A 26,755-nucleotide genomic window follows, 5' to 3' on the forward strand; every position below is an offset into this window, starting at 1 on the left:
CGATCATTGTTCGTAACGAACATTGTTCGTGATCGGGGCGATCGGTTTCACCCTGGCCTCGGTGGCCTGCGCGGCCGCGATGTCGCCGTCGATGCTCGTGGCGGCGCGGGTCGCTCAGGGCGCCCTCGGCGCGCTGATGATCCCGCAGGGCTTCGGCATCCTGAGCGCCGTCTTCACCGAGGCACGGGAGCGAGGGCGGGCGTTCTCGCTCTTCGGCCCGGTCGGCGGCCTGGCCGGGATCGGCGGCCCGATCCTGGCCGGCCTGCTGATCGCCTGGAACGTGCACGACCTCGACTGGCGGCTCATCTTTCTGATCAACGTGCCGTTGGGCGTCTTCGCCGTGCTCGGTGCGCTGGCCTGGATGCCGGCCGACACCGGCGACCGGTCGGCCCGGCTCGACCCGATCGGGGCGGCGCTGGTCGCGGCCGGCTCGGCGGCGGTGGTTCTGCCCCTGATCCAGGGCCGGGAGGCGGGCTGGCCGTGGTGGTCGTTCGCCACGCTCGCGGCCGGGCTGGTGGCCCTCGCCGGGGCCGGCGTCTTCTCGCCCATCGTGGCTCCGGCCCTGCTGCGCAAGCGATCCTTCGTGGCCGGGCTGGCCGTCGCGGTGGTCTTCTTCGCCGGGCTCGGCGGCCTGATGCTCGGCCTGTCCCTGCACCTTCAGCTGAGCCTGCACTACGCGCCGCTGAAGGCCGGGCTCGCGCTGGCCCCGGTGGCCGCCGGCATCGCGGTCAGCTCGCTGCTCGCGCCCGCCCTGTCCCACCGGCTCGGCCGCCGGCTGCTGCACCTGGGACTCGGCGTCGAACTGCTCGGCGTCGTCGCGCTGGCCGTCGTCGTCGCGACCGGCGCCCCGTTCCCGGCCTTGGCCGCGGCCGGTCTGGGCGCCGGGCTCGGTCTCGGGTTGCTGTTCGGCCCGCTCATCCAGCGGATCCTGGCCGTCGCCGCACCCGGCGAGGTCGGCAGCGCCTCCGGCGCCCTCAACGCCGCCCAGCAGATCGCGACCGCCCTCGGCGTGGCCGTGCTGGGCACTCTCTACTTCGCCTCCGGGCTGGTCGCCACGGCGCTCGCCGTCGCCGCGTCCTGCCTGCTCTGCGCCGCCCTGGTGCTCCTGCTACCCGAGAAGGAACTGTCATGAACGTTGTCGTACTGGGCGCGGCCGGGCGCACCGGCCGCCTGATCGTCGACGAGGCCCTGCGCGCCGGGCACCAGGTCACCGCGGCCGCCCGGACACCGCGGGACTTCCCCGCCGGGGTCCGGGCCGTCCGGGCCGACGTTCGCGACCCGGACAGCCTGCGCCCGGTCATCGACGGGCAGGACGCGGTGGTCAGCGCGGTCGGGCCGGCCGGGCGCAAGGCCCTGGGCCTCTACTCCGACGGGGCCCGGGCCACGGTGGCCGCGATGCGGGAGACCGGCGTGGGCCGCTACCTAAGCATCACCTCAGTCGGCGTACGGCATGACGACCCGAACTTCGCGTGGTGGTACCGGGGCCTGGTCCGGCCGTTGGGGCAGGACCTCTACGCCGACATGAAGCGGATGGAGGACATAATCCGGGCCGCCGACCTGGACTGGACGTTCGTGCGCCCCACCTATCTGCGGGACCGCGAGCCCACCGGCACCTACCGCGTCACCGACGGCACCACCCCGCCCGGCGGCTGGAAGATCACTCGCGGCGACCTGGCCCGCTTCATCGTCGAGGAGCTGGAAGCACGCCGCTACTTCCGGGCCGCACCGAGCCTCGCCGAATGACGTTCCGTGCGGACCGGGTCACCCCGGACCAGGTCGTCGTGGATCTGCCGGCGGGCCGGGCTCGCACGGCTGGGCGATCACGTACCAGTTCTTGCGGCCGGTCGACCGGTACGGGCTGGTCGCCTGCCAGCACAGCGTCCCGGTCCAGGAGGCGGCGAAGCCGGCATCGCCGGTCAGCCTCACCACCGCCGACCTCAGCGTTCCCGGGCGGTCTCCGGGCACTGTCGGGAGGCGCTCGCACCGCACACCGTTGCGCTTCGCGTCGGCCTCCAGCCGAAGCAGCAGCTGGGCGACGGCCCACGAGCACTCGAGCGGCCCCCGCCCGGCCGACAGCATCAGATGCACGGTCATGAGCGGGCCGCCGTCTTGTAGGTGACCAGCGGGACGGTCACGGCCGCCGGGGTGGCCAGGTCGTGGGCGGTCAGGTCGCCGATGACCTGTTCGATGCGCTTGTACGCGGTCGGTGCCTCCTCGAACAGCAGCTGACGGTCGCCGCAGACCACGATCGAGCCGACCCGCGTGCGGCGCAGCTCCTCGACTGTGTGCTTGGCCTTGCCTCGGCGCAGGGCGTCGGAGCGGGACATCTTGCGCCCCGCGCCGTGCGCCACCGAGTAGTTGGCCTCCGGCCCGGCGTGGGCCGCCACCAGATATGACGGTGTGCCGCGGGTGCCGGCCACCAGCACGTCCCGTCCGTCGCCGCGGGCCGCGCCCTTGCGATGCAGATAGACGCCGTCGCGCACCTCGACCGAGTTGTGGCACTCGTCGACGATCGGCTCCTCCGGGGTGGCGCCCAGGGCGAGCGCGACCCGCGCCGCCATCAGGCGCCGGTTGAGCGAGCCCCACCGTACGGCGTCGTCGTGGGCCGCCAGGTAGGCCGCCGGATCCTCGGCCGGCCCGGCGCCGCGCACCTCGGTGTGAGCGCGCAGGATCCGCTCGCCGAGGCCACGGGAGCCACTGTGGACGATGAGCACCAGGTCGCCGCGCTCCAGGCCCGGACGGGGCAGGGGCACGGTGTCGACGCGGGCCAGTTCGACGAAGTGGTTGCCGCGGCCGACCGTGCCGAGGTGCTCGGTGTGGCCGGCCGGGATGCTCGGTTCGACGTACGACCAAGCGGGGTCCTCTGTCTTCAAAGAGACGTCGAGGTCGGGGAACTTGCGGGCCAGCTTCTCGGGCACGGGGCGCTTGAGCCGGATCGGGAAGACGGCGATGCCGCAGCCGATGTCGGACCCGACCAGGAACGGGTAGAGAACCGTGGAGAGCATGGCGGCGCCGATCGGTGCGCCCTTGCCGGGGTGCAGATCGGGCATGCCGGCCACGTGGAGCATGCCGTCGAGGGCGGCCACCTGGTGGCACTGGTCGACGGCGGCGGACTCGATCCAGCTGGACGGAGACGCGAAGACAGAAACGGTCGCTGACAAAACAGACGCTCTTTCGAAAGAGAGAAGAGGTGAAGAGGTGAAGAGGAAGGCGTCGATGCTTTGTCAGTACGTCATGGCGATTACTGTCGCTGGGAACGGGCCATCTGCCAACTGATTTATTAGGCTTCAGGGATGACGGCCGGGTTGGTGCTCGCGGCGGGTGCGGGACGGCGGTACGGCATGCCCAAGGCGCTCGTTCGACACGCCGGCCGGTTGCTGGTGGAGCGGGCGGTCGACACCCTGCGCGAGGCGGGATCGTCGCCGATCGTCGTCGTGCTGGGCGCCGCGCACGACCAGGTGCCCGAGCTACCCGGGGATGTTGTGATCAACCCCGACTGGGCGACGGGGATGGCGTCCTCGTTGAAGGCCGGCCTGCGCGCGCTCGAGGCGACCGGGGCCGAGGCGGCCGTGGTGCTGCTCGTCGACATGCCGGGCGTGTCGGCCGAAGCGGTCCGCCGGGTCAGCGCTTCGGCGAGCGCGGATGCGCTCGTGATGGGTGGGTATGGAGAACGGCGTGGACATCCGGTGCTGCTCGGCCGGAACCACTGGGCCGGTGTGGCCGCGACGGCCGAAGGAGACTCCGGAGCGCGGAACTATCTGCGCGCGCATGCCGGGCTCGTCCGGGTGGTCGCCGTGGGTGACGTGTCCGATGATCTCGACCTCGACGTTCCGGAGTTGGATACCCATGCGTGACGTGTTGGACCCCCTGCTCCGCTGGTGGGAGGCGGGCGAGCCGGTCGGCCTGGCCACCGTGACCGCCACCTGGTCGAGCGCACCCCGCCAGCCGGGCGCGGCCATGGCCGTCGCCCCGGACGGCACGGTCGCCGGCAGCGTGTCCGGCGGCTGTGTGGAGGGCGCGGTCTACGAGATCTGCCGCGAGGTGGCCGAGACCGGCGAGGCCCGCACGGTCCGGTACGGGGTGAGCGACGACGACGCGTTCGAGGTCGGCCTGACCTGCGGCGGCACCATCGAGCTGCTCATCGAGCGGGTCGACCGCTCGTCGTCCTGGCTGCCGTCTTTAGTGGAAAAAGTCGCTCTGAACAGTCCTGTCGCCCTGCTCACGCGCCTGGACGGCACTGAGGCCCGACATCTGCTGATCACTCCGGAAGGCAGGACCGGTACGCTCGGCGGCGAGCGGATCGACGACGCCGCCACCGACGACGGGCGCGGGCTGCTGGCCGCCGGCCGCACCGGGATGCTGCATTACGGCCCCAGCGGCGAGCGCCGCGGCGAGGGCCTGTCGGTGCTGGTCGGCTCGTTCGCGCCGCCGGCCCGGATGCTGGTCTTCGGCGCCACCGACCACGCGGCGGCGACCGCCCGCATCGGGTCGTTCCTCGGCTACCACGTGACGGTCTGCGACGCCCGTCCCGTCTTCGCCACCAAGAGGCGCTTCCCGTCGGCCGACGAGGTGGTCGTCGACTGGCCCCACCGCTACCTGGCCGCCGAGGCTTCGGCCGGGCGCATCGACGAGCGCACCGTCCTGTGTGTCCTGACCCACGACCCCAAGTTCGACGTGCCGGTGCTGGAGGTCGCGCTGCGGCTGCCGGTGGCGTACGTGGGCGCGATGGGCTCCCGGCGCACCCACGACGACCGGCTCAAACGCCTCGAGGAGACCGGCCTGACCGGCGACGAGGTGGCCCGCCTGGCGTCACCGGTCGGGCTCGACCTGGGCGCGCGCACGCCGGAGGAGACAGCGGTCAGCATCGCGGCCGAGATCGTCGCCCTGCGCTGGGGCGGTTCGGGCGCCCGCCTGACCACGACCGCCGGCCGCATTCACGGTCTCAGCCCAGAAAACCCCTGACCGCGGCCAGCCCCAGCGCCGTCCGCGGGTGATAGGCGGTGCGCCACAGGCCGCCGTGCGCCGCCTCGATCGCCTCGTCGCGCCACGCCTGTTCCGCGGCCGGGCGCGGATTGCGCAGCTGGTGCACCATCAGCACGGCCATCAGCCGGTTCGCGGTCTCCGGTTCGAAGACCTCGACATCGAAGCGGTGCGCCCCGGCGTAGGCCGCGGCCAGGACGCGGTTGGAGACGACCGATTTCGTCCGGGCCGGAGGCGCCACCGAGAAGCTGACCGCGCCGTCCCGCCGGGCCAGGGTGGCCCGCCAGCGCTGGATCCGCTTGGCCAGCGCGTAGTTGGGTCCCTGCTGCGGAACCAGGCTGTCGTTGATGCCCGGGTCGGCGCCGCCCGGGTAATTCGGCTGCAGCAGCCGCCCACCGGAGAGCGCGCCGGTCACCCGGGCCAGTCGTGACCGCTCGCGGAAGCGTTCGGCCGACTGGGCGACGGCCGCCGGCGGCACCGCGAAGACATCCGTCGGCGTGGCGAGGAAGGCCAGAGCAACATCGTTTCGGACCTTCTTGAGGTACGCCGCGAGCGCGTCCACAGCCACAGAGAGTCTGGTGTACGCGGCGCCGGGCGCATAGACGTAGTTGCCCAGCGTCAGGCGCCCCCGCGGCCGGTCGGCCAGCCAGTGCGCGAGCCCGCCGACGTCCTCCAGCAGGTCGACGCCCCGCGGCATGACGAGCCGCCCGGCCGACCGGGCGGCCAGCGCCGAGATCCGCTCCTCGACGCGGGGCAGGTCGACCCCGATGACGGTGGCGCCCCAGTCGAGCACCGCCGGGAGCGGCCCCATCTCGGCGCCCGCGCCCAGCACGACCAGCTGCTGGTCGCTGAGGTCGAGCCAGTCCGGGTTGTCCCGCACGGCCCGCACCGCCGTGGCGCACGACTCCTCGATGACGCCCGCCGCGACCCACTTGTCGAGCTGGCGATCCAGGCCGGCACCTTTCAGCGTTTCGCCCCGGTAAGGGAGGCTGACCTCGCGGGACGGCTTCTCGCTGCCCTCGACCGTCACCGTCTCCAGCGGCTGTCCCGGCTCGTCGATCGGCACCGGCATCCGCTCGTGGACGGAGGCCAGCCCCGCCGAGGCGATGGTGTAGCCGTCGTACTCCATCCCCGCCTTGATCAACTGCACGAAATGCCGCAGATAGCCGCGCCGCCAATCCGACTCGGCGGCCGCCGCATCCGCGGCTTCCGGGGAGACGGCGCGCAGGGCGTCCGCGACCACCGAACGCCCGAAGGCCGAGCTGCTGGGACGGCCGGCCGCGTCGGCGGGAAACGTGATCACGGGCGACATCCTCTCCTACCCCGGTAGGAGGCCGCCTCCGACCCGTGGCCACCATCCGGGCCCGCGGCAGGAAGAGACGCCGGCCGAACGACGCGACGCTGCGAAGCATGACAACCACCGCGCTCCGCGCCGGCCCGCGGCGCTGGCACCGGCCGCTGCTAACCCTCACCGCCGCGATGGCCGTGCTGGCCCTCGTCACCGCCGCCGGCCTCGCCGTCGACGACCGAACCCTGCTCGGCGCGAACGTCTGGCTCAAGCCGTTCAAGTTCGCCGTCAGCTTCGCGGTGTACGGCTTCACGCTGGCCTGGATCCTGTCGGTGCTCCCGCGCCGCAGCCGCCCGGCCGAGTGGGCGTCCACCGTGATCGTCGCCGTCTCGGTGATCGAGGTCGCGATCATCACCTTCCAGGCCGCCCGGGGCCACCGCAGCCACTACAACGACACGACACCCTTCGACAGCCTCCTCTGGTCGATCATGGGCTCGTCCATCATGGTCCTGTTCGTGGCCCACCTGGTCGTCGCCACGGTGGCCCTGCGACAGCGCCTGCCCGACCGGGTCGCCGCCTACGGCATCCGCCTCGGCCTGGCCCTGGCCCTGCTGGGCTTCCTGGCCGCCGTACCCATGGTGATGCCCATGGACACCGGCCTGGCGGGCATCAGCGGCGCCCACGCCGTAGGCGTCCCCGACGGCGGCCCCGGGCTGCCCCTGACCGGCTGGAGCACCACCGGCGGCGACCTGCGCATCGGCCACTTCATCGGCATGCACGGCCTCCAGGCGTTGCCGCTGCTGGCTTTCCTGCTCACCCGCTCCCGCCTCGCGACGCCCACGCAGACCCGCTTGCTGCTGACGGCCGCCTTCGCCTACGCCGCCGTGGTCGTGATCGTCACTTGGCAGGCGCTGCGCGGCCAGCCCTTGCTGGAGCCCGACTTCGCCACCCTGACCGCCGCCGGCGCCGTCGCAGCCACCACGCTGATCGCCGTCACGCTCATCGTGAAAAGCGCCCCGAAACATGGGCCCGCCCTCCCAGGGGGAGCCCCCGCGAGAAATTCTGCCGGAGATCGCGGTTAGCCGCCACGAGCCCTGTGGACAACCTCGGATTGTGGATAACCGGGCGGCCTAGGCTGGCGGGTATGGGCTGGGTGGAGCGTCTCTTCGATCGCCGCGACATGTGGCTTCGGCTTGTGCTGCTCGATCTCAGCGGGCTCGGCTACCTCTATTTCAGCGAGCCCGCCAAGCCGTCCCTGCCGCAGCTCATCCTCGCGCTCTGCGCCTTCGTCGCGATCCTCGCCCTGATCCGGTGGCCGCTGGTCAGCTTTCTCGTGCAGACCGGGCTGCTCGTTCTGGCTCTGCTGCTCCTCGACGACCCGACGATCAACGTGGTCGGGTCGAGCTGGATGCTGGCCGAGCTGGTGGCGTGGGCGGCGCGCCCGGTCTTCTACTGGTGCGGCACGGTGCTGCTGCTCGCGATTCATCTCACGCTGGGGGCCGGGCGCCTCGTCGAGTTGCTGCTGCCGGTCGGGCTGCCGCTCCTGCTCGGGCTGGTCGTGCGCACCAGCCACGAGCTGGGCGAGCAGCAGCGCCGCCGGGAGGTCGAGGAGGTGCGCCGCCGCGAGTCGGAGGCGCGGGCCGACCGGGCCGACGAGCGCAGCGCCATTGCCCGCGAGCTGCACGACGTCGTGGCGCACCACGTCGCCTCGATGGTGTTGCGGGCCGGCGTCGCCCGTCATGTCGTGCCCGGCCTCGACCCTCGGATCTCCGCGGTCCTCGACGACGTCCACGGCACGGGCACGACCGCGCTGGCCGATCTCCGTCGTCTGGTCGCGGTTCTGAGAGACCCTTCCGCCGTACGGGGTGACGCCGCCTTCACCGCGATCGAGCCGGGCTCGCTGCCGGCCGCGCTCGGTGCGGCCGTCGACCGCGCGCGCCTGACCGGGCTGACCGTGGAGGCCGACATCGACGAGGCAGTAGGGGGCCTGGATGCCGTACGGGCCATGGCCGTTCTCCGCCTGACCCAGGAGGCATTGACCAATGTGGCCAAACACGCCGGCCCGGCCGCCGTGGCCCGCCTGCGGGTGACCGTCGAGGAGGAAACCGTGTCCTGGGAAGTCACCGACGAGGGCGGCACCCCGCCGGCTTCCGTCCCGCCCGGCGGCGGCCACGGCCTGACCGGCATGCGCGAGCGCGTCGCCGTCCTCGGCGGCGAGCTGACCGCCGGCCCGTCCGGCCCCGGCTGGCGGGTGTCGGCCGTGCTGCCCGCCCACGCGGAGGCGACCGCGTGATCCGGGTGCTTCTGGTGGATGACCAGCAGCTCATTCGGGCCGGGCTTCGGATGTTGTGTGAGGCCGAGGGTGATCTCGACGTCGTGGGGGAGGCGGGGGACGGGCGGGAGGCGATCACGCTGGCCGAGCGGCTCGCGCCCGATGTCGTGGTGATGGACCTGCGGATGCCTGGTGTGGACGGGATCAGCGCCACCAGCCGGATCCTGGCCGGGCGGCCGGCCACGCGGGTGCTGGTGCTGACCACCTTCGGCGATGACGACCATCTCTATCCGGCGCTGACCGCGGGGGCGGCCGGCTTTCTGCTCAAGGACGCGCCGCCGGCCGAGTTGCTGGACGGGATCAGGCGGGTGGCGGCCGGGGACAGCCCGTTCAGCCAAGACGTTCTGCAGCGCCTGGTGCGCCGGGCGGTCGGGGCGAGCGCCGAGCGGCGCCGGCCGGTCGAGGGGCTGACCGGGCGGGAGCGGGACGTGCTGCGGCTGGTCGGTGAGGGCCTGTCCAACGCGGAGATCGCCGAGCGGCTGCACATCGGCGTGACCACCGTGAAGACCCACATCACGGCGCTCATGACCAAGACGAACAGTCCCAACCGCGTACGGCTGGCCCTGACCGCGCACCAGGCCTAGAGACAGCGACGCCGAAGATCCGTGGCGGCGGATCTTCGGCGGCGCTGTCAAGCTATACGATCACTGCAAGGTCAGCCCTGGCGGCCGTTCCAGCGGGGGTTCTTCTTGTTGATGACCACCTGACGGCCGCGGCGACGGGTGACGACGCTGCCCGGCTTGTTCTTGAGCGAACGCAGCGAGTTGCGGACCTTCATGGGAGCTCCCTCTTTCCGCGCCGGCTTGCGGTTCGCCTGACGCGATGAGAGTAACGCTGCTGGTGGGCCGCCTATTTCCGTCCCGGCAAGAATTCGGACCGGTCGGTCCGCTGGCGGCGGCGGTGGCGGTGCCGACGGTCGTACGCAAGCATGGGTTGCGGTCTTGGAGTGATCATCCGCGGCCCATCAAGTGGCGCGGCGGCCCGGCCGATTCGGCGGGCATGCGCAAGCGAACCTTCGGGACCCTGGTCACCGCCGCCGTCGTCGCCGTCTCCGGCACGGCCGTCCCCGCCCTGGCCTCCGCTCCCGAAGGCCCGGTCATCGGTGCCGGCGCGCCCGGCGCCATCCCCGGCCGCTACATCGTCACGCTCGACGAGAACGCCCCCAAGGGCGACGTCGCGGCGATGGCCGCCGGCAGCGACGGCGTCTTCGTGGCCGAGATGAGCGCGCGGCAGGCCCGCCGGCTCGCGGCCGACCCCGAGGTCCGCTCCATCGAGCAGGACCGCCTGCTGCACCTCGAGGGCACGCAGCGCAACCCGGGCTGGGGACTCGACCGCATCGACCAGCGGCCGGCCAAGCTCTCCAAGTCGTTCACGCCGACCGACGACGGCAGCGCCGTGCACGCGTACGTCATCGACACCGGCATCCGGATCACCCACGCCGAGTTCGCGGGCGGCCGGGCCACCTACGGCTACGACGCGGTCGACGGCGACGCCTTCGCCGCCGACTGCAACGGGCACGGCACCCACGTGGCCGGCACCATCGGCGGCACCCACTTCGGCGTGGCCAAGAGGGTGCGCCTGGTCGCCGTCCGGGTGCTCGACTGCGAGGGCGAGGGTTCGCTGTCGCAGGTCATCGCCGGCGTCAACTGGGTCACGGACCACGCCGTGAAGCCGGCCGTGGCCAACATGAGCATGGGCGGCGCGTTCAGCCCGGCGCTCGAGTCCAGCATCCAGAAGTCCATCAACTCAGGCGTGACGTACGTCGTCGCCGCCGGCAACGAGGACGCCGACGCGACGAACACGAGCCCGGCCGGGCTGCCGGCCGCGATCACCGTGGGCGCCACTGACAGCAAGGACCGCCGGGCGGGCTTCTCCAACTTCGGCGCCTCGCTCGACCTGTTCGCGCCCGGCGTGGGCATCCGCTCGGCGTACGCGTGGAGCAACTCCGCGTCCGCGGTCATGGACGGCACCTCGATGGCCTCGCCGCACGTCGCGGGCGCGGCCGCCCTGGCGCTCGACGCCAACCCCGGGATGAGCCCGGCCCAGGTCCGCAACTACCTGGTCACGTACTCGACCAAGAGCAGGGTCAAGGACGCTCACGGCTCGCCCAACCGCCTGCTCTTCGTGCCGAAGCCGCCGGCCCGGCCGGCCATCAAGTCGACCGCGATCGTCGTCGCCGCCAACCGTGCCGCCAAGATCACGCTGTCCGCCACCCGCAAGGGCTCCTGGAGCATCACGGCCGGTCGCCTGCCGGTGGGCCTCAAGCTCTCCGCCGCCGGCGTGATCACCGGCACGCCGACGGGTCCGGGCACGGCGAAGGTCACGGTCAAATTCACCGATTTCGTCCCGTACGCCGTCACGCGCACCCTGGCCGTGACGATCCGCAACACCGTGCCGGTCATCAACCCGGTCGTGATGCCCCAGGGTGTCGTGGGCGCCGGCTTCGAGGCCGCGCTGAGCGTCGCCGACGGCCGCGCCGGATCGTGGTCGGTCACCGCGGGCGCGCTGCCCGAGGGGCTGACGCTGCTCGCGAACGGTGTCATCGAGGGTGTGCCGACGGCCGCGGGCGCCGGAACCTTCACGGCGGCCTTCGCGGACGGCTGGGGCAACAAGGTGATCCGCACCTGCACGATCGAGGTCGCCTGACGGCTCAGGCCGGCCCGTCCCGCTCGACGACCGGGGGCACGGCATCGACGAGCGGGACGGGAGACCAGGTGCGGTGTGGTGCCGGTCCGGCGTGGGCGGGGCGGATGCCTTCGGCCGAACCGATAACGAGGTTACGGACTTTGGCTCTCAGGAAGCTAGGACAGAGCTGGGAGAAAACTGAAAATCTTTCACGCGGCAGAGCTGGCGGCAGAGCTGGCGGCAGAGTCGGCGGCAGAGCTGGCGGCAGAGCTGGCGGCAGAGTCGGCGGCGGGGCCGGCGCCGAAGCCGGCCGCGTACTTCTCGGCGATCGCGGCCGTCTCCGGCAGGTCGGACTCGACCACCGGCAGGCCGGCCGCGACGTCCGCGCCGAGCTCGGTGAGCAGCTGGCGCAGCAGCGCCTCGGCCGCCGCGGCCTGCGGGGCGACGCCGGCGGTGACGACCGGGACGGCCCGCTTGCCGGCCAGGGCCTGCGCGGGCAGGTTGTCCAGCAGCACCTTGAGGACGCCGGTGTAGCTGCCCTTGTAGGTCGGGGTGGCGATGACCAGCACCTCGGCCGCCTTGACAGCCTCGAGGGCGGCGGCGGTCGCCTCGTCCCCGGGCGTCAGCAGGCCCGCGCCGAGCGCTCCGACCTCGATCACGGCCGGCTCCTCGCCGGCCGCGACCCGTCCGGCGAGGGCGGCGCCCACCGCGTTCGCGAGCACTGAGGTGCGGGAGCCCGCGCGCGGGTTACCGGACACGACGACGATGCGACTCATGACTCTCCTGGTGTGAGTGGTGGTTGACGAAAGCGGGCGGCGGGCCGCGATGGCTCTCCCCGCGTGGGTGGCGGAAGCGGGCGGCGGGCCGCGATGGCTCTCCCCGCGTGGGTGGCGGCGTGGCGCGGCGGGCTGCCGGGCGTTGCGGGCGTTGCGGGCGTTGCGGGCGTCGGGCGTTGCGGGCGTGACGCTACTCAGGCTGCGCGGCCGAGCTGGGTGTAGCGGCCGTCGTGGTAGACGAGGGGGGCCGCGGTGTGGTCCTCGTGGTGCCAGCCGTGCTCGGGGGTGGCCAGCACGATCGTGTGGTCGCCGGCCTCGACGCGCTGCTCGACGCGGCAGACGATGCGGGCCAGCACGCCGTCGAGCAGCGGCACCCCGTCCGGGCCGGGCTCCCAGGAGCCGTGCGTGGCGAAGCGGTCGATGTTCTTGGTCGAGAAGGTGCGGGCCACGTGCTCCTGCTCCTGGGTCAGCACGTGCACGGCGACCACGCCCGAGGCGGCGACCGTGGGCCAGGCCGAGGCGGTGTGCGCGAGGCAGAACGAGACCAGCGGCGGGTCGAGGGAGACGGAGGTGAACGAGGTGGCGGTGAATCCGGCGGGGGCCTGACCGGGTGCGCCGGGAGCGGTGATGACCACGACGGCAGCGGCGTGGCGGCGCAGCAGGGCCCGGAAGAGATCGGCGTCCACGAGCGTACTGACGGTCACGGGAGTCTCCTAAGAACGTCGCGTCCACAGTTTGAGATAGGGGACGCGCATGACCCCACCGTGCGTCCCGGCTCCCATGGATGTCAATGCTCTTCCCATATCCTAGTAAACCTAGGGGGTATGGTTGACATGGCGGTATTGCGGCCCGCAAAGTTGGTCCATGCCCGCTCCCACGATTCCTGTCGTACGGCAGTGGCATCGTGGTGGCGTGTCGACGACGAACAGCTCGCATTGGGGCGCCTTCCGGGTCGCCCCGGACGGCTCGGTCACGCCTCGCCCCGGTGACCCCGATCCGTCGCCCCTGCTCGGCAACATCCAGGGTGCCCAGCGTCACCGGTCCCGGGTGGCGCACCCCGCGGTGCGCCGCCGCTCGGCCGGGCGCGGCTACGACTCGTACGAGCAAGTCTCCTGGGACCTTGCTCTCGACCTGGTCGCCGAGGCCCTCCAGGGCACGCGGGAGCGGCACGGCGACAACGCGATCTTCGCGGGGTCGTACGGATGGGGGAGCGCCGGCCGTTTCCACCATGCCCAGTCCCAGCTGCACCGGTTCCTGGCGCTCGGCGGCGGATATACGAGGTCGCGCAACACCTACAGCCTCGGCGCCTCCGAGGTCGTGCTGCCGCACATCGTCGGCCGGCGCGGCGCGGCCCGCGTGCTCTCGCAGGGCACCGACTGGCCGGTCGTGGCCGGGCATGCCGACCTGATCGTCGCCTTCGGCGGCCTGCGGGCGGCCACCACGGCCGTGACGCCCGGCGGCCGCGCCACACATGATTTCGCGAGCCACGTGGCGTCGGCGCGCGGGCGGATCGTCTCGATCTCGCCGCTGCGCGACGACCTTCCCTCTGCCCGGGGCGAGTGGCTCGCGATCCGGCCCGGCACCGACGTGGCGCTGATGTTCGCGCTGGCCCACCAGATCGCCGCCGACGGCCGGGCCGACCTCGCCTTCCTCGAGCGCTTCACGGTCGGCGGCGACCGGTTCCTCGACTCGGTGCGGGAGCGGACGCCGGCCTGGGCGTCGGCGATCTGCGGCGTGCCCGAGGAGGCGATCGTCGGGCTCGCGAGGCGGATGACGGCCGGGCGCACCTTCATCACCGTGAGCTGGTCGCTGCAGCGCGCGCCGTCCGGCGAGCAGCCGATCTGGGCCGGGCTCGCCCTGGCCGCGGTGCTCGGGCAGATCGGGCTGCCGGGTGGGGGCTTCGGGCACGGGTACGGCTCGACCGGCAACACCGGGGGCGGCAAGCTCCCGTACGGCCTGCCCGGCTTCCCGCAGGTGCCCAACCCGGTCACCGACTTCATCCCGGTCGCCAAGATCTCCGACCTGCTGCTGCGCCCGGGTGAGGAGTTCGAATATGACGGCGGCCACTACACCTATCCGGACGTCAAGCTCGTCTACTGGGCCGGCGGCAACCCGTTCCATCACCACCAGGACCTGACCCGGCTGCGGCGGGCGTTCCAGCGGCCCGAGACGGTGATCGTGCAGGAGCCGTTCTGGACGGCGACCGCGCGGCACGCCGACATCGTGCTGCCGGTGACCACCACGCTCGAGCGCGACGACTTCGGGGTCAGCCACGGCGACACCCACCTGATCGCGATGAAGGCGTCGGCGGAGCCGTACGGGTCGGCCCGCGACGAATACGACATCTTCGCCGATCTGGCGGCTCGGCTCGGCTACGCCGAGGCCTTCACCCAGGGGCGTTCCAGTCAGGAGTGGCTGCGTCATCTGTACGACCGGTGGCGTGCCGAGCCGAAGAAGCCGTTCGGCGAGTTCTGGGCCGCGGGGGAGATGGAGCTGCCGGGGCGGCGCGACGACACGGTGCTGTTCGCCGACTTCCGTGAGGGCAAGCCGCTGGACACTCCGAGCGGGCGGATCGAGCTCTACTCGGCGACGGTGGCCGGGTTCGGCTATCCCGAATGCCCGGGATACCCGGTCTTCGCGCCCGGGCCGCGCGCCCGGGCGTACGGGGAAATGGTCTTGATCTGCAATCAGCCCGCCACGCGCCTGCACTCCCAGCTCGACATGGGCGGGTTCTCGCAGGCCGCGAAGAGGTCGGGTCGCGAGCCGGTGCGGATGCACCCGGGCGACGCGGCGGACCGGGGCATCGCCGACGGTGACGTCGTGCGGATCCAGAACGAGCGCGGCAGCGTGCTGGCCGGCGTGGCGCTCAGCGACGACGTGCTGCCGGGTGTGGCCCAGCTGTCGACCGGCGCCTGGTTCGACCCGTCCGCGCCCGAGGTCGCGACCTGCGTGCACGGCAACCCGAACGCGCTCACCGAGGACGCCGGGACCTCCCGGCTGGCCCAGGGCTGCACCGGCCAGGTGACCTCGGTCCTGATCACCCGGTTCGGCGGGCCGCTGCCGCCGGTCCGGGCCTACGACCCACCGCTGGAGGACTCGTGAGCGACCAGTTCCATCAGAGGCTGCACCACGTCGTGCCGAGCGGGCTGTCCGGCGACACCGCGCAGACCGCCGGCATGCGGCGGGTCGAGGCGATCAGCGGCAAGACCGTGGGCAGCTCGGCGCTGTGGATGGGTGAGACCCACGTCGCGGCCGCCACCGCGAGTGACAACCATCACCACGGTGAGTCGGAGACGGCGATCTACGTGGTGAAGGGCAACCCGGTCTTCGTCTTCTTCGACGAGGAGACCGGCGCCGAGAAAAGGCTGGAGACGAAGCCGGGTGACTACGTGTTCGTCCCGCCCTGGGTGCCGCACCGCGAGGAGAACCCCGACCCGTCCCACGAGGCGGTCGTCGTGATCGCCCGCACGACGCAGGAGGCCATCGTTGTGAATCTGCCCTCGTTGCGCGTGTTTTAGCCTATCGAACAGATAGGAAATGTATTATTCCAGCGGCCTACCCGGCCCGCACCCCCCGAGGAGGACCCACATGTCCGCGCTCGCCGTCGCCCATCCGCCCGTGCCACGCTCCCGCATCACCCGCCTGCGACCGGTGCCCGACATCGCCGAGCCGCCGGTCACGGTGACCATCAGCATCGCCGGGGGCGAGGGCGCCGGCCGCGACCGGGTGCTGGCCGCGCTGCGCGACCTGGTCCACGCGGCCGGCACGGCCGTCGAGGTGGCCGTCGAGCCGTCCGGCGGGACCGCCCTGCGGCTCGACCCGAAGGCCCGCACCGCCACCCGCGACGGGCAGCCCCTCGACCTGAGCCGCCTCGAGTACGACCTGCTGCTCTTCCTGGCCCAGCACCCGCGGCAGGTGTTCAGCCGCAGCCAGCTGCTGGCCCAGGTGTGGGGGCACACGCACACCACCAACCGGACGGTCGACGTGCACGTCAGCCGCCTGCGCACCAAGCTGTCCGACCCCGAGGTCGTCACCACGGTCTACGGGCTCGGCTACCGTCTGGCCGACGACGCTGCCGTCGTCGTGTCTTCCTGATCGGGGTTCCACATGTCCAAGCGGACCGTTGCGGTCGTCGGTGGCGGTTGCGCCGGCGTGCTGGCCACCCGGGAGCTGCTGCGCGGCGGCGACGACCGGGTGGTGCTGATCGAGCCGGACGAGCCGGGCGGCGGCCTGGCCTACGGCTCGGCCCGGCCGTGGCATCTGCTCAACTCCCGGGCCGGCGCCATGAGCGCCGACCCCGACGACCTCGGGCACTTCACCCGCTGGTCCGGGGGCACAGCCGACGACTTCCGGCCGCGCACGGAGTACGGCCGTTACCTGCGGTCGGTCTTCGCTTCCGTCGCCGATTCCTACGGTGATCGGCTCTCTCTTCGCCAGGCGCGTGCTCAGCGCCTCGTCACCGGCGGTCTCGCCCTCGACGACGGCACGACCGTGCGCGCCGACGAGATCGTGGTGGCCACCGGCAACCCGGCCCCGGCCCAGCCGGCGGCCCGCCCCGAGCACCCCGACTACATCGCCGACCCGTGGGCGCCCGGTGTGCTCGACGCCATCCCGTCCGACGTGCCGGTGATGCTGGTCGGCGCCGGCCTGACGGCGATCGACGTGGCGCTGACGCTGACGGCCGACCGTGACCGCGACGCCCCGATCACCGCGGTCAGCCGCCGGGGCCAGTTGCCGCTGACCCACACGGCGGTCGCGGCCCCACCGGTCGGCCTGGCCCTGGACGACTGCACGACCCTGCGCGACGTGGTCCGCGCTGTGCGGGCCGAGGCGGCCCGGGCCGGTGACTGGCGTGCGGTGGTCGACGGCCTCCGCCCGCACCTGGACCAGCTCTGGACCGCCCTGACCCCCGGCGAGCAGGAGGCCTTCCTGCGCCACCTGGCCCGCCCGTGGGAGTGTCACCGCCACCGCATGGCCCCGTCGGTGGGCGCCCGCGTGGCCGAGCTGCGCGCCGAGGGCCGCCTGGAGGTGCGGGCGGGCGGCATCCGCTCCATGACGGCCCCACCGGCCGGCGGCCTGCTGGTCGAACTGGAGGCGGGCGTGCAGTGGTTCGGCGCCGTCATCAACTGTGCCGGCCCGGGCCGCCTCCCCGCCGCCGCGGGCGGTTTCGCCGGCAGCCTGCTCGACGCGGGCCAGGCCCGGGTGGGCCCACACGGCCTCGGCCTGGACATCGACGACGCCGGCCACTTGATCGGCGCCGACGGCCAGACCCGAGACAACCTGTGGCTGATCGGCCCCCTGCGCCGAGGCGCCCGCTGGGAGACCACAGCCGTCCCGGAGATCCGAGCCCAGGCTCGAGTCCTGGCCCGCAGCATGTCCCCGGTCCCGGCCTGACCGTTTCGAGGCCGCCCTGATGAGGTAGCGCGTCGTCCGATTCCCTGTCGCTGCTGCGAATGAGTTTCGCCGCGCGTTCGGGGTGGAGGCGAGATGGCTATAGTCGCGGGTCCGTATAGCCGGTGATTCCGTATTGCCATAGGCGGGCGTGGCGCTGAAAGTGCGAGCCGTCGGTGTGGGCGACAGAAGAACGCCCAACGCCGGTTGGCGCGAGCGCCCCAAAGGCCGAGATTCAATGCTTGATGGCGCGAGCGCCCTTGGCAATGCTTGGAAGCGCGAGCGCCGCCGATGGCCGAGATCCCACGGGCGGCCCGGTGATCCACACTGCCTGGCGAACCCGGCCCGCCCGGTGATCTTCGCCCCGCTCCCCGGCCGGGCCGACGCCACCGCCCCAGCCTGGACCGCCGTCTCAGTCCGGGCCACGTTCTCGACCTGGGCTACCGTCTCGGCCTGGGACTTTGACCCAGTTTGGAGCGGCGGATCGGCCTGCACCACCGGCTCAGCCTCGACTGGCTGCCGCGCCGGGCAGGCGTGAGCGACCGGCGGCGCGACCTCCGGGCCGGCGGCAGACGGCGCCTGCTCGGCTGGCCGGCCTGGGCTCGGCCGTCGCGCACAGGTGACCTCGTCGTCCCAAAGTTCGGTCGGGTCATGTAATCCGAGCTCGCCGCATCGGCGTGAACAGCCATGCAGTCGACACAGTTTCAGCGCATGACGGCGCTTCAGTCCCCATTTCCGCCGCTCCGCGTGAGCACGGCGGAATTCCATCATGCCCGGCGCATGACTGGGCATGATGGACCAGTCCCGCATCGCCGCGATTACCGACCTCGAGAAGAATCCCAGCTGTGCCATAAGTCATTGTCCCGGGTCCTGAAGATCGAGGGCAAATAATGGATCATGACTATCGCTAATGGCTTCTACGACTGAAGCAGGACGGACGGGACGGCACATTTCCCGGCCGGCGGGCTCAGAAGACGTCGCGGTAGCCTTGCCGCCACCGGTCGGCGTTCCAGCGCCACGCGCGGTGGGTCGCCCACACCCACGCCGCGGCGGCGGCGCAGGGCACCGCGATCAGCAGAAGCGCCCAGTCGTGGGTCAGCGCCGCCCGTGCCAGCGAAGCCGCGGCGAATGTCAGCGACACGGCGACACTCGGTTCGGGCCGGCGCATCCAGTAGCCCAGCATTCCGCGACGAGGGCGTTGTCCACGCCGTGGCGTCGCTCCTTGTTTGAGCCGTGGTGGCGCTGCCCGGATCCGGCTGTCGCGACTCCGCTTCTTCCCCGGCATCGATCAATCCTAGGGCTCTGTGGACGCGCGGTCCGGCCTACGCTGGCCGGGTGCGGATCGCGGCGTGTCAGACCCCGGAGATCCTCGGTGACGTCGAGGCGGCGCTGGCCTGCGCCGAGCGCTTCGCCGCCGATGCCGCCGGGGCCGATCTGCTGCTTTTTCCGGAGGGCTTTCTGCAGGGCTATCTGGTCACCGATGAGCACGTACGCCGGCACGCGCTCGCCCTGGACTCGGCCGCCTTCGCGGACATCCTCCAGCGGCTGACCCCGGTGCGGCCCGTGCTCGTTCTCGGGATGCTCGAACGGAACGGCGAGCGCTTCCACAACACCGCGGCCGTGATTCACTGTGGGCGGCTGCTCGGCGCCTACCGCAAGACCCAGCTGGTGCCCGGCGAGGCCGTCTTCACCCCGGGCGACGACTACCCGGTCTTCGACCTGGCGGGGGTCCGCTTCGGCATCAACATCTGCTACGACACCCGTTTCCCGTTCGCCGCGGCGGCGGTGGCCGCCCAGGGCGCCCGGGTCCTGCTGGTCCTGTCGCAGAACATGATGCCCCGCGGCAAGGCCGAGCATTGGAAGGACCTGCACAACGCGATCCGGGCCGACCGGGCCCGCGAGACCGGCATGTGGGTCGTCTCAGCCGATGTCACCGGTGAACGCGACGCCGGCCGCGTCGGCTGGGGACCGACCGGTGTTATCAACCCCGACGGCGAGCTGGTGGCCCAGGTTCCCCTGATGACCACCGGCTTCGTAGTCGCGCACCTCTGAACGGGCCATGCCAAGCTGTGCCGGTGACGACATCGATGCGCGAGCGCCTGGACGACCTGCTTCGGGCCGGTGAGCTGGACGGCCTGCACGGGCTGGTGGTCGTCCAGGGCGGCCGGACCGTGCTGGAGCACTACGGCGAGGGGCCGGACTTCAGCTGGGCCACCGATCTCGGTGTCGTCCGGTTCGGTCCTGAGGTGTTGCACGACCTGCGGTCGGTGACGAAAAGCGTGACCGCGCTGCTCTACGGCGTCGCGCTCGGCGAGGGGCTGGTTCCGGCGCCGGCGGAGCCGCTTCTGCGGCACTTCCCGGACTATCCCGATCTGGCGGCCGATCCGGCGCGGGCGCGGCTCACCGTCGAGCATGCGCTGACCATGACGCTCGGCTTCGAGTGGCGCGAGGATCCTCCGTACGACAGCCCGGCCAATGCCGAGATCGCCATGGAGATGGCCGCCGACCGCTATCGGTTCGTGCTGGAACGGCCGATCGTGGGGCCGCCCGGCCAGCGGTGGTCCTACTGCGGTGGGGCCACGGCGCTGCTGGGCAAGCTGATCGCGGACGGCACGGGCCGGAGCCTGCCCGAGTACGCGGCCGAGAAGCTGTTCACGCCGCTCGGCATCCGGCGCTTCGAGTGGCTGACCGGTGCCGACGGTGTGCCGTCGGCCGCCTCGGGGCTGCGGCTGGCCGCGCCTGACCTGGCCCGGATCGGTGAGCTGGTGCTGGCGGGCGGTCGCGGGATCGTCCCGGCCGACTGGATCGCGACCATGCTGCGCCCGCGCTTCACAACGGAGTGGGGGCCGCGATACGGCTATCAGTGGTACGTCGAGGACCGGTTCGTGGCGGCCATGGGCAACGGTGGGCAGCGGCTCGTCGTCGCCGCCGGCCTGGGGCTGGTCGCGGCCATCGTCACCGGCAACTATGACCGGCCCGACCAGGCGCGGGTTCCCATCACGCTTCTGGAGGAGGTGATCCTTACAGATCGAGGGTGACCGCGACGGGGTAGTGGTCCGAGGCGTACTCGGTCTCGTCGCCCCTGATGACCGTCATGTCGTGGGCGAAGCCGGCCAGCGATAGGCTGGCCAGCACGTAGTCGAGGCGCATGCGGGAGAACTCGCGGCCGCCACCGTTCGTGGTGGGCACGGTCAGCGGGTTGCCGGAGCCGGCCACCTTCCACAGGTCGGTGAAGCCGGCGTCGAGGAAGGCGCCGACCGCCCGGGTGTCGGCCGTGCCGTCGGCCGCGAGGTGGCGGCGGCGCAGGAAGCCGGGCTGCGGGGCCAGCGTGGCCGTGTGGTCGGTGCCGGGGTCGAGGCCGTTCAGGTCGCCGGCGATCAGGGTCGGGCCGGGGTGGGCCCGGTAGCGGTGGGCGAGCCAGATCGCCTCGCGCATGCGGCGGTACGGGGCGAACGGGTTCAGGTGGGCGCTCACCACGGTCAGCAGGCCGGCCGACGTGGGCACCCGCACGATGGCCGCCGCGTGGTGCAGCTGCCAGGTGACGGCCGAGGCCGAGTCGATGGTGAGTGGCGGCCGGACGAGGACGGCGACCGGCTGACCGAACAACGAGGGAGACACGTGGGCCACCATGCCCACGGAGTCGGCGAAGCCCGGGGGGAAGTTCCGCAGCTCCTGCATCGCGAGCAGGTCCGGCTTCTCCCGGTTGATCACCGCGGCGATCGAGGGGAGGCGCTTGCCGCCACCGGTCTTGATGTTCCAGGTCATGAATCTCATGCGGCCACCGGCTCCTCGCGATCCGAGCGCGGACGGGAGACTTCCGATGCTGCCTCGGCGACGGTCACGGCGTGGGCGTTCGGGCGGATCACCCAGTAGAGGACGCCGATCCAGCAGGCCGTCAGCAGGGCCGCGCCGAGCATGTCGGACGGGTGGTGCATGCCCCGGTACATGCGGGACAGCGCCACGATCGCCGGCATCAGCACGGCCAGGCCGACGAAGACCCAGCGCCACCACTGGTGCACGCGGGCCATGCAGATCACCGCGATCGCCACCCAGACACACATGGTGGCGGCGATGTGCCCGGACGGGAACGACGACGTCGGCATCTGGCCGTCGAGCTGCTCCACCGGCGGGCGCGGGCGGCCGACCGCCGCCGCCGAGCACAGGAACAGGGTGAGCTCGCCGACCATCGTCAGCACCAGGAACAGCACCGGGCGCCACTGCCGCCACAGGGCCAGCGCGATCGGGCAGAAGATCAGCGCGATGAAGAGGATCGCGTGTGTGTCGCCGGCCTTGCTCGCGGCCCAGCTCAGGTCGTCCAGCCGCTCGGTGCGGAACGTCTGCAGCCAGCGCGGCACGCCGTCGTCGAAGCCGGCCAACGGGGTCCAGCGGGTCAGCGAGTAGCCGACCACGTAGAGCAGGCCGAACGTGAACACCCAGCCGACCAGGATCTCGGCGCCCTTGGCCCACGGGTGCGGCAGCACGCGGCCCTCGGCCGGCGCCGGTTCCAGGTCGGTCTTGGCCTCCGGCTCGAGGCCCTCGGTCAGCGCGTGGTCGGGGTGGCCCGCTTCGCGGCGCCAGACCCTGAAGGCGTACGCGGTGACGCTGATCCAGGCCAGTCCGAGGAACCACCCGGCCAGCACGTCGGAGAGGAAGTGCACGCCGAGCGCGATGCGGGTCAGGCCGACGGCCACGATCAGCACCGCGGCCAGCGTGATCACCAGCGCGCGGAAGCGGCGGGTGGCCGAGAGGACGACCAGCGCCAGCATCCCGTACACGATGGTCGCCCCGAGGGTGTGCCCGCTCGGGAAGCTGTTGCCCCCGCCGTAGGCGATGGGGTCGGCGACGACCGGCCGCACCCGGCCGACCAGCGCCTTCAGCGACGGGTCGAGCAGCAGCGCGCCCAGGCCGGTGACCGCCAGGTAGATCGCCAGCCGGGGCCGCCGGCGGATCAGCAGCAGCAGGATCATCATGATCGTCAGGGCGAACAGGGTCGTGCGCCCGCCCAGCTGGGTGATCGTGGTGAGCACCTCGACCACGGCCGGGTGCGGCGCGACCAGGTCGTTCAGACCGGAGGCGATCGACTGGTCGAGCTCGCGCAGCGGGGTCCAGTGCAAGCGCACGAGCAGCAGCAGCGTGCCGAAGGCCAGGCCGGCCAGGACCACCGCGGCCAGGCCGGCGACGCTGCGCTCGGCGAAGTGCCGCACGGGTGCCCAGCCGGCGCGCTCGACCACGCGGTGTTCGTCGGTCACGGCGGGTTCCTCCAGGGGATCGATCGGGGGTGGACCCGATTTACCCGGCGGGCTCCTTTCGTACACCGTGGTGCCTCTGATGCGGCACCTCGGGGCTTGGCTCCCATTTGTCCGCTACGGCCGGTTGGGGTACGCCGACACGGGCGGCCTCCAACTGCGCGGCGAACGCGATGCCGAGGAACAGCGCGATCCCGGTCAGGTTGGCCCACAGCAACAAAGCCATGATCGCAGCGAGCTGACCGTACGTGACGCCGAACGAGCCGCCGAAGCGCACATAACCCGCGAGCAGCAGGCTGGCCACCCACCACAGCACCGTCGACACCACCGCGCCGAAGATCAGCCAGGTCAGGCCGGGCTGGTGGCGGCGCGGACTGTACTTGAACAGCAGCCCCACCGCGACCACGATCAGGGCCAGGCTCAACGGCCAGCGGACCACGTCCCAGGCCACCCGCAGCGTGCCCGGCCAGTGCCAGTGCGACTCCGCCGCCTCGCCGAACGGGCGACCGGCCACCAGCAGCAGGAAGCCGATCAGCGCGGGCACGCCGGCGAACGCCATGAGCAGGGTCGCCCGCAGATATTTGAACAGCGCCGGCCGGTCCCGTTCGACGCCGTAGATCCGGTTGGCGCCGCGCTCGATCTGGGCCATCGCGGTGGTCAGCGCGACCAGCCCGGTGATCAGGCCGAGGGTCAGCGCCACCTCGCCCGCGTCCCGGGTGCGCTCGTCGTTCTCCAGCAGATCCCGTACGAGGGGGTCGCTCGAGCCCGGGGTCAGCGCCAGCACGGTATCGGCCACCACCTCGCCGCCGGACTCGACGCCCAGATCGGCGGCGAGGCCGGCCAGGGCGATGAGGAACGGCACGATCGCCAGGCAGAGCTGGAACGCGAACGCGCGGGCGTGGCTGAAGCCGTCGCCGTACCGGAAGCGGATGAACGCGTCGCGGATCAGCGGCCATCGCCCGTACTTCTTGAGCGCCAGGAAGGCGTCGTCGGCGGAGAGCTCGTCCCCGCTCATGTCGCGCGTCTCGGGGACCGGCGAGGTACTACTCACGCGCGGCCTCGCGGATGTCCTCGGCTGCTTCCGCCGCGCTGCTGACGTCGTACGCCAAATCGGGGTCTCCGGCCGGAACCGGCACGCAGAGCAGAAGCGCCGAGGGCTTGACGTGGATCTTGAGATGGCGGCCGGGGTCGATGAGGTCGCCGTCGAGCTGCCGCGGCTGGATCTGCCGGGTGTGGATCTCGACGCGGGAGGCCGAGTACGTCTCCATCAGCGGCACCCGCTTGCGGCGGCGCACGACGGCCCACGACAGCCGCGCCCAGTGACCGAGGTTGTTCGGGCTCAGGATGGCGACGTCGAGCTTGCCGTCGGCCGGGTCGGCCTCCTGGAGCAGGCGTACGCCGCCCTGGAGCCGGCCGACGTTGCCGACGATCACGGTCCGCGCGTGCCGGGGCATCGGCGGGCCGCCGTCGAGCACGATCCGCGCCCGCATCGGGCGGTCCCGCAGATGGCGCACCGCCCCACCGACGTACGCCAGCCAGCCGATCCTCTTCTTGGCCGTTTCCGACGTGCCCTCGAGCATCTGCGCGTCGAAGCCCATGCCGGCCATCACGGCGAAGCACCGGCCACCCTCGACGACGCCGACGTCGATGCGGCGCCGGCCGCCCTCGATCGCCACCTGCACGCCGGTCGCCGGGTCGGCGCCGAGGCCCAGGTTGGCCGCCAGCAGGTTGCCGGTGCCGGCCGGCAGCACCGCCATCGTCACGTCGGAGCCGGCGAGCGCGGTCACCACCGCCATCACCGTGCCGTCGCCGCCGCAGGCGAAGACCAGCTCGGCCCCCTCCTTGACGGCGCGCTCGGCCTGACCCTTACCGGGGTCCTCGGGGGTGGTCTCGTACCAGGACGGCTCGGGCCAGCCCACGCTCGACAGTCCTTCGCCGATGATCCGGCGCAGGTGATCGATGTCGGGCACCTTGGCGGGGTTGTAGACGACTGCGCTGCGGGGTCCGGTCACGGGGCACAGTTTGCCCGAGACACTCGAGAATCATTCGCCCCAGGGATGGGAAACACTGGTCGGGTGAGTGACTTGACCTATTCGCCCGTCGGTGCGACGCGTACCGGGGCGCCGACGCCCGGTTTCCGCCATCTCTACTACCGGACGCCGCTGGGCACCGGGGCCGATCTGCAGCGTCGCGCGGGCGAGGCCGTGGTGACTTTCCGCATGCACCGGGCGACCGGGGCGCGCGTTCTTTCGTCCGCGCCGCAGGCCTCGCCGGGCGTGCGACTCAGGATCGGCGCCGGTCCGCTGACCGTGCCGTGCGAGGTCGTCTGGTCCTCCCTTGACGGCGATCGGATCGGCTTCGGCTACGGCACGCTGCCCGGCCACCAGGCCTCGGGCGAGGAGGCGTTCCTGGTCGAGCGTGACGAGCGGGACAGGGTCTGGTTCACGGTGACGGCCTACAGCCGCCCGGCCAGGCGTCTGATGCGGCTGGGCGGTCCGGTCGCGGTCTTCTTTCAGCACGTGTACGCCCGTGTGTGCGGCCGCGCGCTGAAGCGGCTCTGTACCGTGAACCCGTGAGCACGACCTCGGTCACCTGGTGGGGCCACAGCACCATGTGGCTTTCCGACTCCGGCACGACCCTGCTGACCGACCCGGTGCTGAGCGATCGCTTCGCCCACCTCAAGCGGATGGCCGGCCCGACACCGAGCCTGCCCGGCGCGCCCGACGGCGTGCTCCTGTCCCACCTGCACGTCGACCACTTCCACCTGGCCTCGCTGCGCGCGGTCGAGGGCGCGCCGCCGCTGATCGTGCCGCGCGGCGCCCGGGCCTTCATCGCCAAGACCCTCGGCCCGGCGTACGCGGACCGCACGGTCGAGCTGGCGCCGGGCGACGAGACCACCGTGGGGTCGCTGAAGGTGCGCGCGGTCCCGGCCGCCCACGACGGCGGGCGCGGCCCGTGGTCGCGGGACAAGGCGATCGCGATCGGCTTCGTCATCGAGGGCGCGGCCCGCACGTGGCACGCGGGCGACACCGGGCTGTTCGACGAGATGAGCGAGCTCGCCCCGCTCGACCTGGCCCTCATCCCGGTCGGCGGCTGGGGCCCGTCGCTCAGCGACGTCCACCACCTCGACCCGGCCGCCGCGGCCGAGGCGGTGCACCGGGCCAAGGCGAGCTGGGCCGTGCCGGTCCACTTCGGCACGTTCTGGCCGATCGGGCTGAGCCGGATCCGCTCGCACATGTTCCACGACCCGGGCATCCAGTTCCTCCGGCACGCCGAGCTGATCGCGCCCGACACGCAGGTGCGGGTCCTGGCGCAGGGAGAGACCCTGACGATCGGCCGTACGGCGTGATGGCGCTCCTCGGGGCGCTCGGCTGGCTCTTCCTGGTGGTGGCGTTCGGCGCGATCGTGCCGATCGTGCCGACCGGCGCCGCGGTCAGCGGGGCGGCGGCCCTGGCCTTCCACGAGCACCGGCCGCTGACCATCGTGCTGGTGATCGCGGCCGGCGCGGCCGCGGCGTACGTGGGCGACCTGGTCATGTACGCGGTGTGCCGGGTCGGCGGCGAGAAGCTGGCCCGCCGCATGCGCTGGCTGCGCGACGAGGAGCACCTGGTCAGCGTCAAGGAGCGGCTGAACCGCAGTCAGGTGCCGGTGCTGCTGGTCTCGCGGCTGATCCCGGGCGGCCGGGTGCCGGTGCTGCTGGCCGCGGCCTTCCTGGGCATGGCGTGGCGGACCTTCGTGGTGGCCAACGTGCCGGCCTGTGCGCTGTGGGCGACGGTCTACGCCGGCATCGGCGTGGCCGGCGGGTCGATCTTCCCCGAGCCGTGGCAGGGCGTGATCGCGGCCGTGGTCCTGATCCTGGTCATCAACCAGACCGTGTCCTGGGTGAACAAGAAGCGTGAGGCGCGCCAGGCCGCGCTGCCGGAGTCCACCTCCGAGGCGTGAGGGCAAGGCGACGCGCCGTACACCCTCTCAAGATCATCCGTTGGTCGGCGCTCGCGCGCCGAACCGCCGCGAAGATCGCCCAGCGTCATGATCAACTAACTGATCCGGTGAGTGATCTCGCGCGGGGTGGCCGGTTGGGTAGGTGGGCGGCGGGGTTCCTTGGACTGGGGCCCGG

Annotated in this window: 27 protein-coding genes and 1 pseudogene; 17 read left to right on the forward strand and 11 right to left on the reverse strand. The window is 72.2% G+C overall.

Annotation, left to right across the window (positions count from 1 at the left end; genetic code table 11):
• The first annotated feature begins 28 nt into the window (after nucleotides 1-28).
• Entirely contained in the window at nucleotides 29-1,132 is a 1,104-nt protein-coding gene (locus CRP55_RS32485; RefSeq protein WP_179855418.1) for an MFS transporter, read from the forward strand.
• On the forward strand, nucleotides 1,129-1,743 hold the full coding sequence (locus CRP55_RS32490; RefSeq protein ID WP_097325131.1) for an NAD(P)-dependent oxidoreductase: 615 nt from the start codon (nucleotides 1,129-1,131) through the stop codon (nucleotides 1,741-1,743). Before CRP55_RS32485 ends, CRP55_RS32490 begins: the two co-directional genes overlap by 4 nt.
• A gap of 39 nt (nucleotides 1,744-1,782) precedes the next feature.
• Here CRP55_RS32490 and CRP55_RS32495 read toward each other — a convergent pair.
• Nucleotides 1,783-2,094: pseudogene (locus CRP55_RS32495) on the reverse strand (peptide chain release factor H); the annotation flags it as partial.
• Nucleotides 2,091-3,161, reverse strand: a complete 1,071-nt coding sequence (locus tag CRP55_RS32500) for an RNA ligase RtcB family protein (RefSeq protein WP_179855419.1) — start codon at nucleotides 3,159-3,161, stop codon at nucleotides 2,091-2,093. The gene CRP55_RS32500 and the pseudogene CRP55_RS32495, both read right to left, overlap by 4 nt.
• Nucleotides 3,162-3,293: 132 nt before the next feature.
• On the opposite strand from CRP55_RS32500, the gene CRP55_RS32505 reads away from it, so the two are divergent.
• Nucleotides 3,294-3,854 carry a nucleotidyltransferase family protein gene (locus tag CRP55_RS32505; protein WP_097325134.1) on the forward strand — a complete coding sequence of 187 codons (561 nt, stop codon included), beginning with the start codon at nucleotides 3,294-3,296 and terminating at the stop codon, nucleotides 3,852-3,854.
• Nucleotides 3,847-4,962: an XdhC family protein gene (locus tag CRP55_RS32510; protein ID WP_097325135.1), complete on the forward strand. Its 1,116-nt coding sequence runs from the start codon at nucleotides 3,847-3,849 to the stop codon at nucleotides 4,960-4,962. The genes CRP55_RS32505 and CRP55_RS32510 overlap by 8 nt, the downstream gene beginning before the upstream one ends.
• On the opposite strand, the gene CRP55_RS32515 is transcribed toward CRP55_RS32510, so the two are convergent.
• Nucleotides 4,943-6,292, reverse strand: a complete 1,350-nt coding sequence (locus CRP55_RS32515; RefSeq protein WP_097325137.1) for a hypothetical protein — start codon at nucleotides 6,290-6,292, stop codon at nucleotides 4,943-4,945. The genes CRP55_RS32510 and CRP55_RS32515 overlap by 20 nt on opposite strands.
• A 98-nt stretch (nucleotides 6,293-6,390) precedes the next feature.
• Between CRP55_RS32515 and CRP55_RS32520 the strand changes: the two genes are divergently transcribed.
• The 3 genes from CRP55_RS32520 to CRP55_RS32530 all read left to right on the forward strand — a co-directional run bounded on the left by CRP55_RS32520 (nucleotide 6,391) and on the right by CRP55_RS32530 (nucleotide 9,184).
• On the forward strand, nucleotides 6,391-7,350 hold the full coding sequence (locus CRP55_RS32520) for a hypothetical protein (RefSeq protein ID WP_097325139.1): 960 nt from the start codon (nucleotides 6,391-6,393) through the stop codon (nucleotides 7,348-7,350).
• Nucleotides 7,351-7,412: 62 nt separating this feature from the next.
• Nucleotides 7,413-8,561, forward strand: coding sequence for a sensor histidine kinase (locus tag CRP55_RS32525; protein WP_101536225.1), 1,149 nt, complete (start codon nucleotides 7,413-7,415; stop codon nucleotides 8,559-8,561).
• The gene (locus CRP55_RS32530) at nucleotides 8,558-9,184 is read left to right on the forward strand and encodes a response regulator transcription factor (RefSeq protein ID WP_097325140.1); all 627 of its coding nucleotides are present in this window, start codon (nucleotides 8,558-8,560) and stop codon (nucleotides 9,182-9,184) included. Before CRP55_RS32525 ends, CRP55_RS32530 begins: the two co-directional genes overlap by 4 nt.
• A 71-nt stretch (nucleotides 9,185-9,255) precedes the next feature.
• Here the strand turns inward: CRP55_RS32530 and CRP55_RS32535 are convergent, their stop codons facing one another.
• On the reverse strand, nucleotides 9,256-9,378 hold the full coding sequence (locus tag CRP55_RS32535) for a ribosomal protein bL36 (RefSeq protein ID WP_097325142.1): 123 nt from the start codon (nucleotides 9,376-9,378) through the stop codon (nucleotides 9,256-9,258).
• 221 nt (nucleotides 9,379-9,599) lie between these two features.
• On the opposite strand from CRP55_RS32535, the gene CRP55_RS32540 reads away from it, so the two are divergent.
• Complete coding sequence (locus CRP55_RS32540; protein ID WP_097325144.1) at nucleotides 9,600-11,246, forward strand: S8 family serine peptidase; 1,647 nt, start codon at nucleotides 9,600-9,602, stop codon at nucleotides 11,244-11,246.
• Nucleotides 11,247-11,434: 188 nt separating this feature from the next.
• Here the strand turns inward: CRP55_RS32540 and CRP55_RS32545 are convergent, their stop codons facing one another.
• Entirely contained in the window at nucleotides 11,435-12,001 is a 567-nt protein-coding gene (locus CRP55_RS32545) for an NADPH-dependent FMN reductase (protein ID WP_097325146.1), read from the reverse strand.
• A 194-nt stretch (nucleotides 12,002-12,195) separates the two neighbouring features.
• Entirely contained in the window at nucleotides 12,196-12,705 is a 510-nt protein-coding gene (locus CRP55_RS32550) for a flavin reductase family protein (protein WP_097325147.1), read from the reverse strand.
• 160 nt (nucleotides 12,706-12,865) lie between these two features.
• On the opposite strand from CRP55_RS32550, the gene CRP55_RS32555 reads away from it, so the two are divergent.
• The 4 genes from CRP55_RS32555 to CRP55_RS32570 all read left to right on the forward strand — a co-directional run bounded on the left by CRP55_RS32555 (nucleotide 12,866) and on the right by CRP55_RS32570 (nucleotide 17,395).
• Nucleotides 12,866-15,103: a molybdopterin-dependent oxidoreductase gene (locus CRP55_RS32555; protein WP_097325149.1), complete on the forward strand. Its 2,238-nt coding sequence runs from the start codon at nucleotides 12,866-12,868 to the stop codon at nucleotides 15,101-15,103.
• Entirely contained in the window at nucleotides 15,100-15,519 is a 420-nt protein-coding gene (locus CRP55_RS32560) for a cupin domain-containing protein (RefSeq protein WP_179855420.1), read from the forward strand. Before CRP55_RS32555 ends, CRP55_RS32560 begins: the two co-directional genes overlap by 4 nt.
• Nucleotides 15,520-15,589: 70 nt before the next feature.
• Nucleotides 15,590-16,096 (forward strand): winged helix-turn-helix domain-containing protein, encoded by a 507-nt coding sequence (locus CRP55_RS32565; RefSeq protein WP_097325151.1) that lies wholly within the window; start codon nucleotides 15,590-15,592, stop codon nucleotides 16,094-16,096.
• Between the two features lie 12 nt (nucleotides 16,097-16,108).
• Nucleotides 16,109-17,395, forward strand: a complete 1,287-nt coding sequence (locus CRP55_RS32570; protein ID WP_097325153.1) for an FAD/NAD(P)-binding protein — start codon at nucleotides 16,109-16,111, stop codon at nucleotides 17,393-17,395.
• A 964-nt stretch (nucleotides 17,396-18,359) separates the two neighbouring features.
• Here CRP55_RS32570 and CRP55_RS53365 read toward each other — a convergent pair.
• Nucleotides 18,360-18,533 (reverse strand): hypothetical protein, encoded by a 174-nt coding sequence (locus CRP55_RS53365; RefSeq protein WP_179855421.1) that lies wholly within the window; start codon nucleotides 18,531-18,533, stop codon nucleotides 18,360-18,362.
• A 194-nt stretch (nucleotides 18,534-18,727) separates the two neighbouring features.
• On the opposite strand from CRP55_RS53365, the gene CRP55_RS32585 reads away from it, so the two are divergent.
• Both CRP55_RS32585 and CRP55_RS32590 read left to right on the forward strand, forming a co-directional pair.
• The gene (locus CRP55_RS32585) at nucleotides 18,728-19,444 is read left to right on the forward strand and encodes a carbon-nitrogen hydrolase family protein (RefSeq protein ID WP_097325158.1); all 717 of its coding nucleotides are present in this window, start codon (nucleotides 18,728-18,730) and stop codon (nucleotides 19,442-19,444) included.
• A 35-nt stretch (nucleotides 19,445-19,479) separates the two neighbouring features.
• Nucleotides 19,480-20,430, forward strand: a complete 951-nt coding sequence (locus tag CRP55_RS32590) for a serine hydrolase domain-containing protein (RefSeq protein WP_097325161.1) — start codon at nucleotides 19,480-19,482, stop codon at nucleotides 20,428-20,430.
• Here the strand turns inward: CRP55_RS32590 and CRP55_RS32595 are convergent.
• Genes CRP55_RS32595 through CRP55_RS32610 form a run of 4 tightly spaced genes read right to left on the reverse strand, consistent with a single transcriptional unit; the run spans nucleotide 20,414 to nucleotide 24,650 of the window.
• A complete protein-coding gene (locus CRP55_RS32595; protein ID WP_097325163.1) occupies nucleotides 20,414-21,166 on the reverse strand; it encodes an endonuclease/exonuclease/phosphatase family protein in 753 nt (250 codons plus the stop codon). The genes CRP55_RS32590 and CRP55_RS32595 overlap by 17 nt on opposite strands.
• Nucleotides 21,163-22,641: a phosphatase PAP2 family protein gene (locus CRP55_RS32600; protein WP_179855422.1), complete on the reverse strand. Its 1,479-nt coding sequence runs from the start codon at nucleotides 22,639-22,641 to the stop codon at nucleotides 21,163-21,165. The genes CRP55_RS32595 and CRP55_RS32600 overlap by 4 nt, the downstream gene beginning before the upstream one ends.
• 40 nt (nucleotides 22,642-22,681) lie before the next feature.
• Nucleotides 22,682-23,653 (reverse strand): YihY/virulence factor BrkB family protein, encoded by a 972-nt coding sequence (locus CRP55_RS32605; RefSeq protein WP_245923528.1) that lies wholly within the window; start codon nucleotides 23,651-23,653, stop codon nucleotides 22,682-22,684.
• A 28-nt stretch (nucleotides 23,654-23,681) separates the two neighbouring features.
• On the reverse strand, nucleotides 23,682-24,650 hold the full coding sequence (locus CRP55_RS32610) for a diacylglycerol/lipid kinase family protein (protein WP_097325167.1): 969 nt from the start codon (nucleotides 24,648-24,650) through the stop codon (nucleotides 23,682-23,684).
• Nucleotides 24,651-24,713: 63 nt separating this feature from the next.
• Between CRP55_RS32610 and CRP55_RS32615 the strand changes: the two genes are divergently transcribed.
• Genes CRP55_RS32615 through CRP55_RS32625 form a run of 3 tightly spaced genes read left to right on the forward strand, consistent with a single transcriptional unit; the run spans nucleotide 24,714 to nucleotide 26,580 of the window.
• Nucleotides 24,714-25,214: a DUF1990 domain-containing protein gene (locus CRP55_RS32615; protein WP_097325169.1), complete on the forward strand. Its 501-nt coding sequence runs from the start codon at nucleotides 24,714-24,716 to the stop codon at nucleotides 25,212-25,214.
• The gene (locus CRP55_RS32620; RefSeq protein WP_097325170.1) at nucleotides 25,211-25,987 is read left to right on the forward strand and encodes an MBL fold metallo-hydrolase; all 777 of its coding nucleotides are present in this window, start codon (nucleotides 25,211-25,213) and stop codon (nucleotides 25,985-25,987) included. The genes CRP55_RS32615 and CRP55_RS32620 overlap by 4 nt, the downstream gene beginning before the upstream one ends.
• A complete protein-coding gene (locus CRP55_RS32625; RefSeq protein ID WP_097325172.1) occupies nucleotides 25,987-26,580 on the forward strand; it encodes a DedA family protein in 594 nt (197 codons plus the stop codon). Before CRP55_RS32620 ends, CRP55_RS32625 begins: the two co-directional genes overlap by 1 nt.
• Nucleotides 26,581-26,755: the final 175 nt, after the last annotated feature.

Source organism: Paractinoplanes atraurantiacus, assembly GCF_900215205.1.
Classification (GTDB): Bacteria; Actinomycetota; Actinomycetes; order Mycobacteriales; family Micromonosporaceae; genus Actinoplanes; species Actinoplanes atraurantiacus.

What these genes read in the sequence shown, in the direction of transcription:
- CRP55_RS32515 (WP_097325137.1), bottom strand. Translation starts at nt 6,292, where the DNA reads ATGTCGCCCGTGATCACGTTTCCCGCCGACGCGGCCGGCCGTCCCAGC.
- CRP55_RS32535 (WP_097325142.1), bottom strand. Translation starts at nt 9,378, where the DNA reads ATGAAGGTCCGCAACTCGCTGCGTTCGCTCAAGAACAAGCCGGGCAGC.
- CRP55_RS32540 (WP_097325144.1), top strand. Translation starts at nt 9,600, where the DNA reads ATGCGCAAGCGAACCTTCGGGACCCTGGTCACCGCCGCCGTCGTCGCC.
- CRP55_RS32590 (WP_097325161.1), top strand. Translation starts at nt 19,480, where the DNA reads ATGCGCGAGCGCCTGGACGACCTGCTTCGGGCCGGTGAGCTGGACGGC.
- CRP55_RS32525 (WP_101536225.1), top strand. Translation starts at nt 7,413, where the DNA reads ATGGGCTGGGTGGAGCGTCTCTTCGATCGCCGCGACATGTGGCTTCGG.
- CRP55_RS32565 (WP_097325151.1), top strand. Translation starts at nt 15,590, where the DNA reads ATGTCCGCGCTCGCCGTCGCCCATCCGCCCGTGCCACGCTCCCGCATC.
- CRP55_RS32605 (WP_245923528.1), bottom strand. Translation starts at nt 23,653, where the DNA reads ATGAGCGGGGACGAGCTCTCCGCCGACGACGCCTTCCTGGCGCTCAAG.
- CRP55_RS32490 (WP_097325131.1), top strand. Translation starts at nt 1,129, where the DNA reads ATGAACGTTGTCGTACTGGGCGCGGCCGGGCGCACCGGCCGCCTGATC.
- CRP55_RS32570 (WP_097325153.1), top strand. Translation starts at nt 16,109, where the DNA reads ATGTCCAAGCGGACCGTTGCGGTCGTCGGTGGCGGTTGCGCCGGCGTG.
- CRP55_RS32595 (WP_097325163.1), bottom strand. Translation starts at nt 21,166, where the DNA reads ATGAGATTCATGACCTGGAACATCAAGACCGGTGGCGGCAAGCGCCTC.
- CRP55_RS32625 (WP_097325172.1), top strand. Translation starts at nt 25,987, where the DNA reads ATGGCGCTCCTCGGGGCGCTCGGCTGGCTCTTCCTGGTGGTGGCGTTC.
- CRP55_RS32545 (WP_097325146.1), bottom strand. Translation starts at nt 12,001, where the DNA reads ATGAGTCGCATCGTCGTCGTGTCCGGTAACCCGCGCGCGGGCTCCCGC.
- CRP55_RS32505 (WP_097325134.1), top strand. Translation starts at nt 3,294, where the DNA reads ATGACGGCCGGGTTGGTGCTCGCGGCGGGTGCGGGACGGCGGTACGGC.
- CRP55_RS32555 (WP_097325149.1), top strand. Translation starts at nt 12,866, where the DNA reads ATGCCCGCTCCCACGATTCCTGTCGTACGGCAGTGGCATCGTGGTGGC.
- CRP55_RS32510 (WP_097325135.1), top strand. Translation starts at nt 3,847, where the DNA reads ATGCGTGACGTGTTGGACCCCCTGCTCCGCTGGTGGGAGGCGGGCGAG.
- CRP55_RS32520 (WP_097325139.1), top strand. Translation starts at nt 6,391, where the DNA reads ATGACAACCACCGCGCTCCGCGCCGGCCCGCGGCGCTGGCACCGGCCG.